The sequence below is a fragment of the Corynebacterium hylobatis genome (assembly GCF_003955685.1).
GTDB lineage: Bacteria > Actinomycetota > Actinomycetes > Mycobacteriales > Mycobacteriaceae > Corynebacterium > Corynebacterium hylobatis.
The window spans coordinates 43,176-58,308 of record NZ_RXHJ01000007.1 but is presented as its reverse complement, the minus strand read 5'-3'; the positions used below and the strand labels follow the sequence as shown (position 1 = coordinate 58,308).

The following is a 15,133-nucleotide window of genomic DNA, read 5'->3' as shown; positions in this document are numbered from 1 at the left end:
TCAATGACGAACACCCCCTCCCGTCCTGAAGGCGGCCGCCACCATGTGGTCATCATCGGGTCCGGATTCGGCGGCCTCTTCGCCGCCCAGGACCTGAAGAACGCCGACGTCGATGTCACCATCATCGACCGGACGAACCATCACCTGTTCCAGCCGCTGCTCTACCAGGTGGCCACCGGCATCCTCTCCTCCGGCGAGATCGCCCCCTCGACCCGCCAGGTGCTCAAGGGACAGGAGAACGCCAACGTGGTCAAGGGGGAGGTCACCGACATCAACCTGGAGAAGCAGGTGGTCACCACCTCCCTGGGTACCTATACCCGCACCTTCGAATACGACTCCCTCATCGTCGCCGCAGGCGCCTCCCAGTCCTATTTCGGCAACGACCACTTTGCCCAGTACGCCCCGGGCATGAAGACGATCGATGATGCCCTGGAGATCCGGGCCCGCGTCATCGGTGCCTTCGAGCGCGCCGAACTGGCCAAGGACCCGGCGCAGCGGGAGCGCCTCCTCACCTTCGTCATCGTCGGCGCCGGCCCCACCGGTGTGGAGCTGGCCGGCCAGCTGGCCGAGCTCTCCCACCGCACCCTGACCGGCGAGTACTCCAACTTCTCCCCGGCCGCCGCGAAGATCATCCTGCTGGACGGCGCCCCGCAGGTGCTGCCGCCCTTCGGCAAGCGCCTGGGGCGTAACGCCCAGCGCCAGCTGGAGAAACTGGGTGTGGACGTCCGCCTCAACGCCATGGTCACCGACGTCGACGAGAACTCCGTCACCTACAGGAGCACCGTCGACAACACCGAGACGACCATCGACACCTTCACCAAGATCTGGTCCGCCGGTGTGGCAGCCTCCCCGCTGGGCCAGCTCGTGGCTGAGCAGTCCGGTGCCGAGGTCGACCGCGCCGGGCGTGTCCTCGTCAACGACGACCTGACCGTGGGCAAGCACAAGAATGTCTTCGTCGTCGGCGACATGATGAACTACCAGAACCTGCCGGGCGTGGCCCAGGTCGCCATCCAGGGTGGCCAGTACGCATCCGAGCTGATCTCCGATGAGCTCTCCGGACGCAGCACCGTCGAGCAGCGCGAGCCCTTCGAGTACTTCGACAAGGGTTCCATGGCCATCGTCTCCCGATTCAGCGCCGTGGTGAAGATGGGCAAGGTCGAGGTCACCGGCTTCATCGGCTGGATGCTGTGGCTGGCCGTGCACGTGCTCTTCCTCGTCGGCTTCCGTAACCGCATGATCTCCATGCTCAACTGGGGCCTCAACAGCGTCGCGCCGAAGCGCTACAACCTGGCCACCACCCGCCAGCAGCTGCACTCGCGCACCGCACTGATGAAGCTCCAGGAGTTCACCTCCGAGATCGAGGGCGACACCCCGATCGAGCTGCGGGACACCACCAAATTCACCGGTAAAAAGCAGCTGCGCTGACAGTCACCCACGCGCATTCCAGGGCCCGGCAGGAGAATTTTCCTGCCGGGCCCTTTTTCGTCCTGCGGAAATTGATGCCTGTGCCGGGGTGGGAGGAGGCCCCGCTGGTGCCTGATAGGCTCGTCCACGACATTGGGGTGCACGGCTTACAGGGCTGTGCTGAGAACACACCCATCGAACCTGATCTAGCTAGAACTAGCGGAGGGATTGTCGTGACTCAACCACGCGTTCTGTCCATCGCCGGCACCGACCCGACGGGAGGTGCAGGCATCCAGGCGGACCTGAAGTCCATCGCCGCGGCCGGGGGTTTCGGTATGGCGGCGGTCACGGCCCTGGTCGCCCAGAACACCCATGGGGTGCGCTCTGTGCACACCCCGCCCCATGACTTCCTCCGTGAGCAGCTGGCCGCCGTCTTCGACGATGTCACGGTGGATGCGGTGAAGATCGGCATGCTCGGCGACGCCGCCACCGTCGCCGTCGTCACCGAGGCGCTGGCCGCCCGGGAGGTGGGCCAGGTGGTGCTGGACCCGGTGATGGTCGCCAGCTCCGGAGACCGGCTGCTGGAGCCGGACGCCGAGGCCGCGGTACGGGAACTGGCGCGCCGGGTGGATGTGATCACCCCGAACCTGCGGGAGCTGGCGGTGCTCTGCGACACGGAGATGGCCGTCGATCTCGACGAGGCGATCACCCAGGCCACGGGCCTGGCGGCGGAAACGGAGACGGTGGTCATTGTCAAGGGCGGGCACCTGACCGGCGCCGCAGCCGACAATGCCGTCGTGCATCCCGACGGCGCTGTCCACCACGTGCCCACCCGTCGGGTGGACACGAAGAACACCCACGGCACCGGCTGCTCGCTGTCTGCGGCGCTGGCCACCCGTCTGGCCGCGGGTGAGCCGGTGGCCCACGCCCTGGAGTGGTCGACCCGTTGGCTGCACGAGGCGATCCGCCACGCCGACGGCCTCGAGGTCGGCGGTGGGCACGGACCGGTGGACCACTTCCACCGCACCCACCGCCTGACGGCAGCGGCCGATGCCACCCCGTGGCCGCACCTGAGCGGTGAGCTGCCCACGATCCCGGCACCGGTCCCGCATCTGGCACCTGCCGGCCCGCACACCCGCGCCATGTGGGAGGCCACGGGGCAGGTCTGGGCGGAGATCATGGACCTGGCCTTCATCCGGGAGCTGCGTGAGGGCACGCTGCGTCAGCGGGACTTCGCCTTCTACCTCGACCAGGACGCCCAGTACCTCAACCGCTACTCCCGGGCCCTGGCGCTGCTCTCTGCCGGGGCGCCGGACCAGGAGGGCCAGATCGGCTGGGCGGAAAGCGCCCGCGAGGTGCTCGAGGGAGAGGCGCAGCTGCACCGGGACTGGTTAGGGTCCCAGGACATCACCGTCACCGCCCCCTCCCCCGTCACCCTGGCCTACACCAACTTCCTCGTCGCCTCCTGCGCCGTGGAGCCCTATGCCGTCGGTGCTGCCGCGGTGCTGCCGTGTTTCTGGCTCTACGCCGAGATCGGCTTCGAGCTGATGCGCGACAACCACGAAGGTCACCCCTATCGGGCGTGGCTGGAGACCTACGGCGGGGAGGAGTTCACCGCCGGGGCGCGCGCGGCCATCGCGCGCACTGAACGGGCCCTGGCCGCCGCCTCCCCGGAGGAGCGGGAGCAGGCGATGGCCGCCTACCTCAACGCGTGTATCTACGAACGGGAGTTCTTCGCCCAGGCCGACCGCACCTGGTGACAGCCCGGCGCGCCTGGCGTGGGGGCTAGCGCTGGAGGGCGGTGTCTATGGCCTGGCGGGCGGTCTGCGCGGTGAACTGGAAGCCGGTTCGGCTGAGTACTTCCGGTACCACTGTGGCATCCGCCAGGAGGAGGGAGTTGGCGGCTTCGCGGCCGATGGCCAGGCGCAGGGCCCATGTGGGGGCGGGCAGCAGGTAGGGGCGGTGCAGGCGTTTGGCGAGGTGGTGGCCGATGGCCTGTGCGCTTGCGGGGGTGGGGCCGGCGAGGTTGACGGGGCCGGTGATGTGGTGGTCGATGATGTGCCGGATGGCCCGGACTTCATCGTCGAGGGAGAACCAGGGCCAGATCTGTCGGCCGCCGCCCAGTGGTCCGCTCACGCCGAAGCGGGTGAGGGGGATCAGGGGTTTGAGTACGGCCTCCGGGTGCAGGAGGGAGGCGGTGCGCAGCAGGGCCACCTTGACGTCCGGGCCGGCCTTGAGGGCCTCGGTTTCCCAGTCGACGCACAGTCGGGCGAGGAAGCCGTCTCCTGCCGGGCTGGTTTCGGTGAGGGTTTCGCCGGGCCGGTTGCCGTAGATGCCGGTGGCGGAGGCGGAGACCAGCATGGGGGCCTCATCCCCCAGTTCGCGGAGGGCGTCGGCGAGGGTGCGGGTGGGTCCCAGGCGGGAGCTGCGCAGGATCTCCCGGTATTTGGTTGTCCAGGGGAGGCGGCCGATGCTGGCTCCGTTGAGGTTGACCACGGCAGCGGCCCCGGCCAGCACATCCGGGTCGAGGGGGCTGCGGCCGGGGTCCCAGGACACCTCGTCGCTGTTGCGGGGTGGGCGGCGGACGAGGGAGGTGACCTGGATGCCGTCGGCCTCCAGGGAGGTGCGGAGTGCGGAGCCGATCAGTCCGGAGGCGCCGGAGATGATGATTCTGGTGGGTGTCATGGGTTTACTCTCCTGCCGGTCGGGTGAAGATCGCGACGAGGAAGTCGGATCGTTCGGTGAAGGGTTTCAGGTCCCAGGATTCGAAGACGTTCTCGGGTTCGAGGCCGGCGTCGGTGGCGGTGGCCATGAAGTCGTCGAAGCCCCAGCCGCGGCCGGCGCCGAATCCGACGACGAAGCGCCCGCCGGGTTTGAGTGTCCGGGCGATGTTACGCAGGGCGGGCAGGCGGCCGTCCTCGGCGAGGAAGCCCATGACGTTGCCTGCGGAGACGGCCAGGTCGAAGTCACCGGCGGGGATGTCATCGGTGCTCAGGTCCCCGACCAGCCAGGTGGCTTCGGGGTGGAGGTTGCGGGCGTGTCCGATGAGGATCGGGTCCAGGTCGGTGCCGGTGACGTCATGTCCCCGGGCGGCGAGGTAGCCGCCGACGCGGCCCTGTCCGCAGCCGGCGTCGAGGATGCGGGCTGTGCGGGGTGCGAGGGCGTCGATAAGCCGGGCCTCGCCGTCGATGTCGTCGCCGCGTTCGATCATCGTCTGCCAGCGGCGGGCGTAGTTCTCCGAGTGGTCGGGGTTCTGCGAGGTTACGTCATTCCAGGTGGGCATGGCCTCAAGTATAGAAACGATGGGGGTTAAGCTGGTCGGGCCATCATGTCCGGATCGATCTGGAGGAGGCCCCCAGGTGCCCAGCCCCTTCGAGAAAGCTCTGCCTCCCCTCGTCCGGAGGAACGGTAACTCCCGGCCCGTGGCGGAGCACCGGCGTGTGCGGGTGCCGCTGGAACGGGCCATCGATCACTGTCGGGTGTTCATGGACGGTCGGCGGTTGCCGGGTGAGTACATTGTCAGCTCCGCGTTGCAGGAGGTCCGGGAGCACGGCAGTGGTTTCGTGTGGTTGGGGCTGCAGGAGCCGGATGACCATCAGATGGAGCGGGTGGCGGTGGAGTTCGGCATCCATCCCCTGATCGTGGAGGATGCGGTGACCGCGCACCAGCGGCCCAAGGTGGAGCGTTATGATGACCAGTTGTTCATGGTCGTGCGTTCCGTCAATTTCCATGCGGAGGCCTCTGTGGGGGACTCCCGGGAGATCATCACCACCGGTGAGGTGCAGATGCTCATCGGGCCGGACTTCATCATCACGGTGCGTCACGGTGCTGAGCTGCCGGAACTGTCCGAGGCGGTCGAGCATAACCCGGAGCTGGTGGCTCTGGGGCCGGCGGCCCTGGCCTGGCGGGTGGCGGACCACCTGGTCGATGACTACAGCCGCATCGCCGAGCAGCTGGAGCAGGAGGTCGATGAGCTTGAGGAGGAGGTCTTCACCCCCGGTTCGCGTTTCAACATCGAGCAGATCTACATGTACAAACGCGAGATCCTGGAGATGCGGCATTCCACCGATCCCCTGGCGCCTGCCCTGCGGTCCTTGATCACGGAGAACCGGGACATCCTGGGCAAGCAGCTGCGCAGCTACTTCCGTGATGTTCTCGACCATGAGATGGCCGTCAAGGATCAGATCGCCGGTTATGACGAACGGTTGACGGCGCTTATCGACGCCTCGGTGGCCAAGATCACCATGCAGCAGAACACCGACATGCGCACCATCTCCGCGGTGGTGGGTATGGCCGCCGCGCCGACGCTGATCGCCGGGATCTACGGCATGAACTTCACCAACATGCCGGAGCTGCACCACCCCTACGGCTACTACATGGTCCTCGGCTTCATCATCTTTGTGGTGGTGCTGATGTTCTGGTGGTTCCGCCGCAACAACTGGCTGTGACCTGCTGAACCGGCACGTCTGGGCCAGCGCCGGTGGCCTCGGCACATGGTGGATCCCTGCCCCATGGCCGGACCCGTAATGTAGCCCTTCAGAGACGGTGGTCACATAAAATTTTTGATCATATCATGCGTCACCGTCATTCATAGGTTTTACGTTCTCGATTCGTTGTCTGGATCAAAAATTGTTATGGTGACGCAGCATTCAAATCACCCGCAGGCAACACAGCGTGCAATTTCTGTGAATTCGGGACCGGAAAGCCCAGGCATTTCGTCCGGCAGCACGCGCCTGCGGGTCCGTCATTCTTCGGTCCCGAAGTCTGGAGGAAGATTTGGAAGGCTTTCAGTTCAGCGCCTTCGCCACCATCGCGATGCTGGTCGGCTTCTTCGGTTTCACCTACCTGCTCACCCTCAGCATCCGCGAACGCAAGGAAAACGTCGACGGCTTCATGGTCTCGACCGGAGAAATCGGATACGGCTTCTCCGCCTCCTCAATGACCGCAACCTGGGTGTGGGCCGCGTCCTTCTACGCCGCCGCCGAGGCCGGCTACATCTACGGCATCTCCGGCCCCATCCACTACGGACTGTGGGGTGCGTTGATGATCCTGTGCATCTACCCGTTCGGCAAACGGTTCCGTCAGCTTGCACCGCACGCGCACACTCTCGCCGAGATGGTCCATGCCCGGCACGGCTCATCCAGTCAGATGATGCTCGCGGTGTCGAACATCGCCGGCAGCCTCATCAGCCTCACGGCGAACTTCACCGCCGCCGGCGCCCTGGTGTACATGCTGACCCCCTTCAGCTTCGGCACCGGTGTCGTCGCGGTCGCGGTCGGCGTGCTCGCCTACACCGTCTGGTCCGGGTTCCGGGCCTCGGTCCTCACCGACTACGTCCAGCTCGTGGCCATGATGGGTGCCGCGGTCATCATCATCCCGGTGATCTTCTTCGCCGCGGGGGGCCCCGACATGATCGAGACCGGCATGGACACGCTGCGTGCCCAGGATCCGCAGAAGGCGGACTTCTGGTCGAAGGATGCCTTCCTCTACCAGGGCGCGCCCTACATGGTGGCTGTGCTGGCCTACGCCATCGGCAACCAGACCATCATGCAGCGGCTGTTCGCGGTGCGGGTCGACCGCATCAAGGCAACTTTTGTCACGGCAACCCTCGGCTACGCCGGTACCGTCATCGGTCTGGGCATGCTCGGCGTGCTGGCCGCGATGATCGGTATGCAGCCGGTGGACGACAGCACCAACAACCTCATCCCGCAGATGGGCGTGGAGTTCCTGCCGACCGCCCTGATCGTGGCGTTGTTCATCATGGTCATCGGTTCGCTGTCCTCGACCGCGGATTCCGACCTCTCGGCACTGGCCTCGATCGCCATGACCGACATCTACGGCAAGAACATCGCCCGCGGCCGTGTCAAGGCCAGGACGATGCTGCTGGTCGGCCGGATGACCATGATCGGTGCCACCGCCTGCGGTGTGATCCTGGCTTTCGCCAACTTCAACATCCTCGACCTGCTGGTCTTCGTGGGCGGGCTGTGGGGGGCGCTGGTCTTCCCGGTGATCGCCAGCTTCTACTGGAACCGGATCACCAGCAGGGCCTTCGTCATCTCCGTGGTTGTGGCCGTCGCCTTCTTCCTGCTGACCCGCTTCGAGACGATCCCGCTGTTCGGGATCCACGCGGTCATCTTCGAGCTGCTTGCCGCCCTGGGTGCCGCAACCGCGGTGGGACTGCTGGCCTTCGGCACCTTTGGCCGCCGGACCGGTTTCGCCGCCGCAGCGATCATGTTCGTGGCCATGGTCCCGATCTTCGTCGGATTCCTCCGTGACTTCCCGACCCTGCTCAGCGCCCTGCTCGCCTACGGCATCAGCGCCCTGCTGTGCGTGCTCATCAGCCTGCGTAGCAACGAGCGCTTCGATTTCGAGCTTATCGACGAACGCGTGCTGTCCTTCCAGGGCGGTAAGACACGCACCACCACCATCCACAGCCCCGAGACCTCGGCAATGGAGGCCACGGAGGCGGCCACCGGCGGGACGGCTGACAGCGACCCGGAGGGAGGTACCCGATGACGACCACAGTGCTGATGACCATCTACATCCTCATGTGGCCGGTGCTGGCCGCGCTCGTGCTGATCGCACTTACCGTCGGCGTGATCAAGGATTACGCAGACGCCCGGCGCGAGAACCGGTCGGTTGTCTGATTTGGCCATCCCGACCGCTCCTGCCGCTGTTCATGTGCTGAAAGTTCAGCCTATGAGCAGCGGCAGTGCTGTATCAGACATCAGCAGGTGAACTCGTACCGAGTTGAGGAAAAGCCACGCCTGGGGACTCACATCGCTATTCGGGCAGTTCCACATCCAGATCTGCTGGCCATGCGATGTCCACGCGGAGGATCTCCTCGATACCCGGCGAAGTGGCTACTGATGGGCTACGCTGCCGAACTTTGCTCGCCAGGTCCGGAAGGAGGACCGCCGGTGGGGCCTCAAGTGCATAGCTGAGGGAGTAAAGCGTCTTCATGGTCGGATTTGTCGGATCACCAGGCTTTCCCGTGGCATGTCCGCGCTCGATGTTCTGGATCATGTTGCGACTGACCCCGGAACGTTCAGACAGCTCCTCCTGGGTGAGCTTAAGACGTCTACGTAGTTCCCGTGCCCTATGTGCCAGCGCCGCCCCATAGGTTGCCCATTCAAGATCGGGTGGCGGTGGTTGCATACAAAAGAATGTGCCCCGCCGATAGACTATTGACCGCACAATAAATTATGCCTCGCCCTATAGCTGAGCACCGGGAGCCCAAATGGCCACCGACTCCTCCTCCACAGTGATCGGGAATCTGTCCGCCGGGAGGATGCACACCGAATCAGAGGATGCTCCTGCCACCATCGTTCAGGTGGAACAAAGCGCAGGCAGAGCCACGATCACCTACGGGCGCCAGGACAACATCCTCAGCGAGGTGTTTCTGTTTCCGGAGGACCTTGAGGGACTCAGTGTCAGCGACCCTGCCCTGTCCACGCCCTTCACCGGTGACCCCCGCGAGTTCCGTGTCGCTGCAGAGGCGTTGAGGATCCGCACTTCCGGGCTCCATGATCCGATGAGTGAGGTGGTTCCGGCAATGGCGGCGGGTCCGTTGACGATGACGATGGGGACAAGGAGAAGGTGGCAAGGTGTAACCAGCCAAAACCGCCGCCAACTACTACGGCACTTTCCCCTCCCTCTGGAGACGGCACCAAGCCTGTTCATGCGTATCGATGATGGGATCTCTTCCACTACAAGCAGCTGGTTACCCAAGGCGCAAGGGTGGAACTTACGCTCGATGTGAAGATGACCCAGGACAGCACCGATGAAATCCCTGGGAGCTCCGCCGAATGTGAGTAGGCTTCCGACACCCAGTGGCGGTGCGTAACATCTCACAGCTCCGGGAGGGCCCGGCGCGCATCGTCGCTGTTCGGGGCCCCGGGCTTGACGCGTCAAGGTCAGATATTGCGCACGGTGTCCGGACCGTGACGTCCCCCCACCGCCCCAACAGTCCCCTACTGCCTGTCCATCACCATGGTGCGCAGTGTGGTGCGCGCCACCAGGCGGCCGTCGTTGCGCATGGTGATCTCCCAGAGCTGGGTGCGTCGTCCTGTCTGCACCGGGGTGGACACTGCCTCGATGACGCCCTGGCTGACCCCGGCGATGAAGTCGGTGGAGTTGTTGACCCCCACGACGGGGGCGCCTGCGGCGATGACCCCGGCGAGGCTGCCGACAGATTCGGCCAGGGCGGAGAACACACCGCCGTTGACCAGGCCGGCCGGCTGGAGCAGGTGCTCGGCGACGGGCAACTCGGCGACAACCTTCTCCCGGGTGATGGCTGTGTAGCGGATGCCCAGATGGGGGTCGAGTCCGCGGTTGGCGGTGTTGAACCACGCGGGCAGCGCCACGGGGAGGGGGCCGTCAGTGTTGACGATATCGATCAGTTCCTGCAGGGGGTTGTCGCTCATGCCGGACGATTCTACCGGTCCCCTCCTGCAACTATCGGAAAGATAAGACCTTCCTGGCGGGGTGAGTGCCGGAGACAGTCCGCATGCGTAGAATCCCGGGGTATGACCACCCCAAATAATCTCGCCCAGATCGGTGTCGTCGGACTCGCCGTCATGGGATCTAACCTCGCCCGCAACTTCGCCTCCCGCGGCCACACCGTCGCCGTCTACAACCGTTCCCCGCAGAAGACCCGGGACCTGATCGCCGAGCACGGCTCCGACGGTTCCTTCCTCCCGTCGGAGACCATCGAGGATTTCGTGGCTTCCCTGGAGCGTCCCCGCAAGGCGATCATCATGGTCCAGGCGGGCCCGGCCACCGACGCGGTGATCAACCAGCTTGCCGACGCCATGGAGGACGGCGACATCATCATCGACGGCGGTAACGCGCTCTACACCGACACGGTGCGCCGGGAGAAGGAGATGTCCGCGCGTAACCGCCACTTCGTCGGCGCCGGTATCTCCGGTGGTGAGGAGGGTGCGCTCAACGGCCCGTCGATCATGCCGGGTGGTCCGGAGGAGTCCTGGGCGACCCTGGGCCCGCTGCTGGAGTCCATCGCCGCCGTCGTCGACGGCACCCCGTGTGTCACGCACATCGGCCCGGACGGGGCCGGCCACTTCGTCAAGATGGTCCACAACGGTATCGAGTACGCCGACATGCAGGTCATCGGTGAGGCCTACCAGCTGCTGCGTTTCGGGGCGGGCATGGAGCCGGCGGAGATCGCCGACGTCTTCGCCGAGTGGAACAGGGGTGATCTGGACTCCTACCTCATCGAGATCACCGCCGAGGTGCTGCGCCAGGTGGACGCCGAGACGGGTAAGCCGCTTGTCGACGTCATCCTCGACGCCGCCGGCCAGAAGGGCACCGGTCGCTGGACCGTCAAGGAGGCACTGGACCTGGGCGTGCCGGTCACCGGCATCGGCGAGGCCGTCTTCGCCCGCGCACTGTCGTCCTCCCTGGACCAGCGCCAGGCCGCCCAGGGCAACCTGCCCACCGGTGAGCTGGCCGACTTCGCCGGGCTGGGCCTGGACAAGGAGGGCTTCGTCGAGGACGTCCGCCGCGCGCTCTACGCCTCCAAGCTGGTGGCCTACTCGCAGGGCTTCGACGAGATCAAGGCCGGCTCCGACGAGCACGACTGGAACGTCGACCCTCGCGACCTGGCCACCATCTGGCGGGGCGGCTGCATCATCCGCGCGAAGTTCCTCAACCGCATCGTCGAGGCCTACGACACCAACCCGCAGCTCCCGGCCCTGCTGCTCGACCCCTACTTCAAGGGTGAGCTCGGGGGCCTGATCGACTCCTGGCGCAAGGTCGTCATCGCAGCCACCCGCCTGGGACTGCCGGTGCCGGTCTTCGCCTCCTCGCTGTCCTACTACGACTCCCTGCGCGCCGAGCGTCTGCCCGCCGCCATCATCCAGGGCCAGCGTGACTTCTTCGGTGCACACACCTATCAGCGCATCGATAAGGAGGGCACCTTCCACACCCTGTGGTCCGGTGACCGCTCCGAGGTTGAATCCTAGAACCCGGCCCGACGGCTGAGGCGCGGCAGGAGGCATCCGTCTTCTGCCGCGTTTTCTCTTTGCCCGGATCTGCCGGTGTGGTGATTTCTGCTGGGTCGGTGTCATAATGGTGATGCAGTTACAGCACTATTCGCACAGGAGGAGGGATGACCGATGAGCACACCCATGAAACCGAGGAAGACCTCGAAGCGAGGAGTGATCGCCCACTCAAGCGACGGTCGGGTGATCTACGCGGCCCGGGTACACGACCCGATGGAGAACGTCCGGAAGGCCTGGACCCAGACGGGGAGGTCCCTCCGCGAGGCGATCGACACCTACAACACGACGAAGCGCTAGAGGCCGAACTCGTCGATCAGGTTTCCGAGCGTGTCGCCCATGAACTGATGCAGGTGACACGCATCGCCCCGCTTCCCGAGCCCCGCGAACTCGCGCAGTACGACCAGATCACGCCCGGTCTCGCCGACAGGATCGTCCGGATGGCCGAGAGCTCAACTGAAGCAGCCAACGCCGCCACCAGATCGAACGCCGAGGTCAACTTCGCCATCGCCGCCTCCATCAGGGAGGATGGCACGGCAGTTCGGCGGGGACAGTGGATGGTCACGGCCCTCGCGGTGATCGGAAACACGCCTTTCGCCATCGCGATGGGCATCCTGGGGTGCCTGAGCGTCTTCGGCGTGCTCGTCCGGCCCGTGAACAGCGCCCGTTGGCGTCCGGGAAGCAGGGACGAAACGCCTGGCGAGATCGAGTAATGGGCCGCTGGCTGGCCTGGGGCGGGTTTTTGACTGTCTGCAGCGTAGACTCTCCCTAATGACCACTTTCAAGGATCTCGGCCTTCCCCTGCCCATCGTGCGTGAACTCCAGCGGCAGGGCATCACCGAACCTTTCCCCATCCAGGAGGCGGCCATCCCGGACGCACTCGCGGGACGCGATGTGCTGGGCCGCGGCCCGACCGGTTCCGGCAAGACCTTCACCTTCGGTCTGCCGATGCTGGCCCGTCTGGCTGAGTCCGGCGTCACCCGCCCGGGGCATCCCCGCGCACTGGTGCTGACCCCGACCCGTGAGCTGGCCTCCCAGGTGTGTGAGCGTCTGGCCGATCCGGCGGCCGCCATGGGGCTGCGGGTGCTCGACGTCGTCGGTGGTGTGAACATCAACCGCCACATCCGTTCCCTGGCCGCCCCGGTGGATCTGCTGGTGGCCACCCCGGGCCGTGCCCAGGATCTGCTGGACCAGGGCAAGCTCTTCTTCGACGAGGTCGTCGTCACCGCCCTGGACGAGGCCGACCAGATGGCCGACATGGGTTTCCTCCCCCAGGTCCGCCGCCTCATGGACCGCACCCCGAAGACGGGTCAGCGCCTGCTGTTCTCCGCCACCCTGGACGGTGACGTGCAGAAGCTCATCACCCGTTATCTCACCGATCCGGTGACCCATTCCACGGCACCGGTGCAGGCCTCGGTGGACACGATGGACCACCACCGTCTGCTGGTCAGTGACCGGGATGACCGTAATGACGTTGTCCTGCGCATCGGAGCGCGGGAGGGCAAGACGATCATGTTCATGCGCACCAAGCACGGCGTGGACCGCCAGGTGAAGAAGCTGCGCCGCGTCGGCATCGAGGCCGCCGGCCTGCACGGTGACAAGGGCCAGACCACGCGCACCAATGCGCTGGCCGGTTTCGCCGACGGTTCCGTGCCGGTGCTGGTGGCCACGGACATCGCGGCCCGCGGCATCGACATCAACGACGTCTCCCTGGTTGTCCACGTGGACCCGCCTGCCGAGCACAAGGCCTACCTGCACCGCGCGGGGCGTACCGCGCGCGCCGGGACCTCCGGCACGGTGGTCACCCTCGTCATGGACCAGCAGCGCAAGGAGGTCCAGGACCTCATGCGCAAGGCCGGTGTGGACGCCCCGGAGACGCGGGTGACCGCCGATTCCGACGTCCTGGCCAGGATCACCGGTGCCCGGGTGCCCTCCGGCACCCCGCTGCCGCCCCCGGGCCAGCAGCAGAACCAGAAGCAGGGCCAGCAGGCACGTGGCCCGCGCCGAGGTGGTTCCGCCTCCCGGCAGGGTGGTCGTCCGGGTCGTTCCGGGGGACGACAGGGCAGGACCGGGGACTCCGGGAGTTCCGGTCAGCGCCGGGGCCGCCGCACCTCCTGAGTCGGCTCCCTGGCGCGGCGCGATCTTGTCTAAGATCACTGGTACAGGGTGCCGTCCGGTACCCGGCCTTCGCCGCGGGGCCAGCTGCTGCGGCAGGACGGTCGCCATCACCGCGGCCGTGCCGGAGGTTTTTCCGGCCATTCCCCTCCGCCGTATCCGTCCCCACCCTTTAAGGCCAGACAGCTCACCGCGCCACTCATGGACATATTCTTAAGCATCCTCTCCCTCCTCGGCTTCATCGCCCTCACCGGTTCCACCGGGCTGTTTGTCGCGATTGAGTTCGCGCTCACCGGTCTGGAGCGTTCCACCGTGGACAACCATGTCCGCGACAAGGGTGACCGCAGCGCCCTCGCGGTGCAGCGTGACCACCAGCATCTCTCCTTCGTGCTCTCCGGTGCCCAACTGGGTATCACCGTGACCACCCTGGCCACCGGTTTCCTCGCGGAGCCGATCCTGGCGGGTTATTTCACCCCGCTGCTGGAGCTGATCGGGCTGACGGAGCAGGCTTCCGGGGCGGTCGCCCTGGTGCTGGCGCTGATCGTCGCGACGTTTTTATCGATGGTCTTCGGTGAGCTGGTGCCCAAGAACATGGCCATCACGATGCCGCTGCAGACCGCGCGGGTGGTGGTCCACCCGGTGCATGTGTTCAACATGGTCTTCAAGTGGTTCATCCGCGCGATGAACCGTTCGGCGAACTTCATCGTCCGCAGGCTCGGCATCGAACCGGCCGATGAGCTGGCCTCCGCCCGCTCCAGCCAGGAGCTGGGCAGCCTGGTGCGCAGCTCCGCGGAGCAGGGCGGCCTGGATGTCAACACCGCGCGGGTCATCGACCGTTCCCTGCAGTTCGGTGACGCCACCGCCAATGAGTTCATGACCCCGCGCGCCACGATCTCCTATCTGGGGGCCGACGACACCGTCGATGACCTCATTGCGCGTGCCCTGGAGACCGGCCATTCGCGGTTCCCGGTGGTGCGCGGGGACCTGGACGAGACGATCGGTGTCGTCCACATCAAGGACGCCTTCTCCGTGCCCCGGGAGGCCCGTTCCACCACCTCCCTGGGACGTCTGGCGAAGAAGGTACCGGTCGTGCCGGACACCCTCGACGGGGATGCGGTGCTGAGCACGGTGCGTTCCGCCGGTTCCCAGGTGGTGCTCGTCGCCGACGAGTACGGCGGTACCGCTGGCCTGGTGACCATCGAGGACGTCGTCGAGGAGATCCTCGGTGAGGTCTACGACGAACACGATGACGCCACCGCGGAGCAGGACTTCCAGAAGTTCGGCTCCTCCTGGGAGGTCTCCGGTCTGGTGCGCATCGATGAACTCACCGCCCGCGTGGGTTATACCGCCCCCTCCGGTCCCTATGAGACCCTCGGCGGGCTGATCATGACCACCCTCGGCCGGATCCCGAGCGTCAAGGATGTGCTCCTGCTCCCGGAGGCGGACCGTCCGGGCCACGCCGAGTTCGAGTCCGGCATTTCGGGCAGATGGATCGCCCGGGTCACCGTCATGGAGGACCGCCGGGTGGACAAGGTGATCCTCACCCCGGTCACCGATGAGGAAGCACAGGAGTACCAGCCGTGAATGTCTTCGCC

General features: G+C 66.0%; 14 protein-coding genes, 1 pseudogene and 1 riboswitch. Of the genes and pseudogenes, 11 read left to right on the top strand and 4 right to left on the bottom strand.

Annotated elements, in window-relative coordinates:
• The first annotated feature begins 3 nt into the window (after positions 1–3).
• Both EAH68_RS07175 and EAH68_RS07170 read left to right on the top strand, forming a co-directional pair.
• A complete protein-coding gene (locus EAH68_RS07175) occupies positions 4–1,425 on the top strand; it encodes an NAD(P)/FAD-dependent oxidoreductase (protein WP_126120649.1) in 1,422 nt (473 codons plus the stop codon).
• A 123-nt stretch (positions 1,426–1,548) separates the two neighbouring features.
• Positions 1,549–1,649, top strand: a riboswitch (TPP riboswitch).
• A pseudogene (locus EAH68_RS07170) lies at positions 1,638–3,164 on the top strand (bifunctional hydroxymethylpyrimidine kinase/phosphomethylpyrimidine kinase); the annotation flags it as partial. (Overlaps the previous riboswitch by 12 nt.)
• Before the next feature lie 25 nt (positions 3,165–3,189).
• On the opposite strand, the gene EAH68_RS07165 reads toward EAH68_RS07170, so the two are convergent.
• Both EAH68_RS07165 and EAH68_RS07160 read right to left on the bottom strand, forming a co-directional pair.
• Positions 3,190–4,089 carry a TIGR01777 family oxidoreductase gene (locus tag EAH68_RS07165; protein WP_126120647.1) on the bottom strand — a complete coding sequence of 300 codons (900 nt, stop codon included), beginning with the start codon at positions 4,087–4,089 and terminating at the stop codon, positions 3,190–3,192.
• Between the two features lie 4 nt (positions 4,090–4,093).
• The gene (locus EAH68_RS07160; protein ID WP_126120646.1) at positions 4,094–4,687 is read right to left on the bottom strand and encodes a class I SAM-dependent methyltransferase; all 594 of its coding nucleotides are present in this window, start codon (positions 4,685–4,687) and stop codon (positions 4,094–4,096) included.
• A gap of 19 nt (positions 4,688–4,706) precedes the next feature.
• Here EAH68_RS07160 and corA point away from each other — a divergent pair, with 19 nt between their 5' ends.
• The 3 genes from corA (at position 4,707) to EAH68_RS14950 (ending at position 8,051) form a co-directional block, all read left to right on the top strand.
• A complete protein-coding gene (gene corA / locus EAH68_RS07155; RefSeq protein WP_126120645.1) occupies positions 4,707–5,852 on the top strand; it encodes a magnesium/cobalt transporter CorA in 1,146 nt (381 codons plus the stop codon).
• 328 nt (positions 5,853–6,180) lie between these two features.
• A complete protein-coding gene (locus EAH68_RS07150) occupies positions 6,181–7,920 on the top strand; it encodes a sodium:solute symporter family transporter (RefSeq protein ID WP_241228336.1) in 1,740 nt (579 codons plus the stop codon).
• Positions 7,917–8,051, top strand: a complete 135-nt coding sequence (locus EAH68_RS14950; protein ID WP_241228335.1) for a putative transporter small subunit — start codon at positions 7,917–7,919, stop codon at positions 8,049–8,051. Before EAH68_RS07150 ends, EAH68_RS14950 begins: the two co-directional genes overlap by 4 nt.
• Positions 8,052–8,187: 136 nt before the next feature.
• Here EAH68_RS14950 and EAH68_RS07145 read toward each other — a convergent pair whose 3' ends face one another.
• Positions 8,188–8,562 carry a helix-turn-helix domain-containing protein gene (locus EAH68_RS07145; RefSeq protein WP_126120644.1) on the bottom strand — a complete coding sequence of 125 codons (375 nt, stop codon included), beginning with the start codon at positions 8,560–8,562 and terminating at the stop codon, positions 8,188–8,190.
• Between the two features lie 82 nt (positions 8,563–8,644).
• Here EAH68_RS07145 and EAH68_RS07140 point away from each other — a divergent pair, with 82 nt between their 5' ends.
• Positions 8,645–9,166, top strand: coding sequence for a hypothetical protein (locus tag EAH68_RS07140; protein ID WP_126120643.1), 522 nt, complete (start codon positions 8,645–8,647; stop codon positions 9,164–9,166).
• Positions 9,167–9,377: 211 nt separating this feature from the next.
• Here the strand turns inward: EAH68_RS07140 and EAH68_RS07135 are convergent, their stop codons facing one another.
• Complete coding sequence (locus EAH68_RS07135; protein ID WP_126120642.1) at positions 9,378–9,830, bottom strand: PaaI family thioesterase; 453 nt, start codon at positions 9,828–9,830, stop codon at positions 9,378–9,380.
• Between the two features lie 102 nt (positions 9,831–9,932).
• On the opposite strand from EAH68_RS07135, the gene gnd reads away from it, so the two are divergent.
• The 5 genes from gnd to EAH68_RS07115 all read left to right on the top strand — a co-directional run bounded on the left by gnd (position 9,933) and on the right by EAH68_RS07115 (position 15,122).
• Positions 9,933–11,387 (top strand): NADP-dependent phosphogluconate dehydrogenase, encoded by a 1,455-nt coding sequence (gnd, locus tag EAH68_RS07130; protein ID WP_126120641.1) that lies wholly within the window; start codon positions 9,933–9,935, stop codon positions 11,385–11,387.
• Between the two features lie 153 nt (positions 11,388–11,540).
• Positions 11,541–11,723 carry a hypothetical protein gene (locus EAH68_RS14730; protein ID WP_164546427.1) on the top strand — a complete coding sequence of 61 codons (183 nt, stop codon included), beginning with the start codon at positions 11,541–11,543 and terminating at the stop codon, positions 11,721–11,723.
• Positions 11,724–11,770: 47 nt separating this feature from the next.
• Positions 11,771–12,136 (top strand): DUF2335 domain-containing protein, encoded by a 366-nt coding sequence (locus tag EAH68_RS14725; protein ID WP_164546426.1) that lies wholly within the window; start codon positions 11,771–11,773, stop codon positions 12,134–12,136.
• A gap of 58 nt (positions 12,137–12,194) precedes the next feature.
• The gene (locus EAH68_RS07120; RefSeq protein WP_126120639.1) at positions 12,195–13,541 is read left to right on the top strand and encodes a DEAD/DEAH box helicase; all 1,347 of its coding nucleotides are present in this window, start codon (positions 12,195–12,197) and stop codon (positions 13,539–13,541) included.
• 198 nt (positions 13,542–13,739) lie between these two features.
• A complete protein-coding gene (locus EAH68_RS07115; protein ID WP_126120638.1) occupies positions 13,740–15,122 on the top strand; it encodes a hemolysin family protein in 1,383 nt (460 codons plus the stop codon).
• The last annotated feature ends 11 nt before the right edge of the window (positions 15,123–15,133 follow it).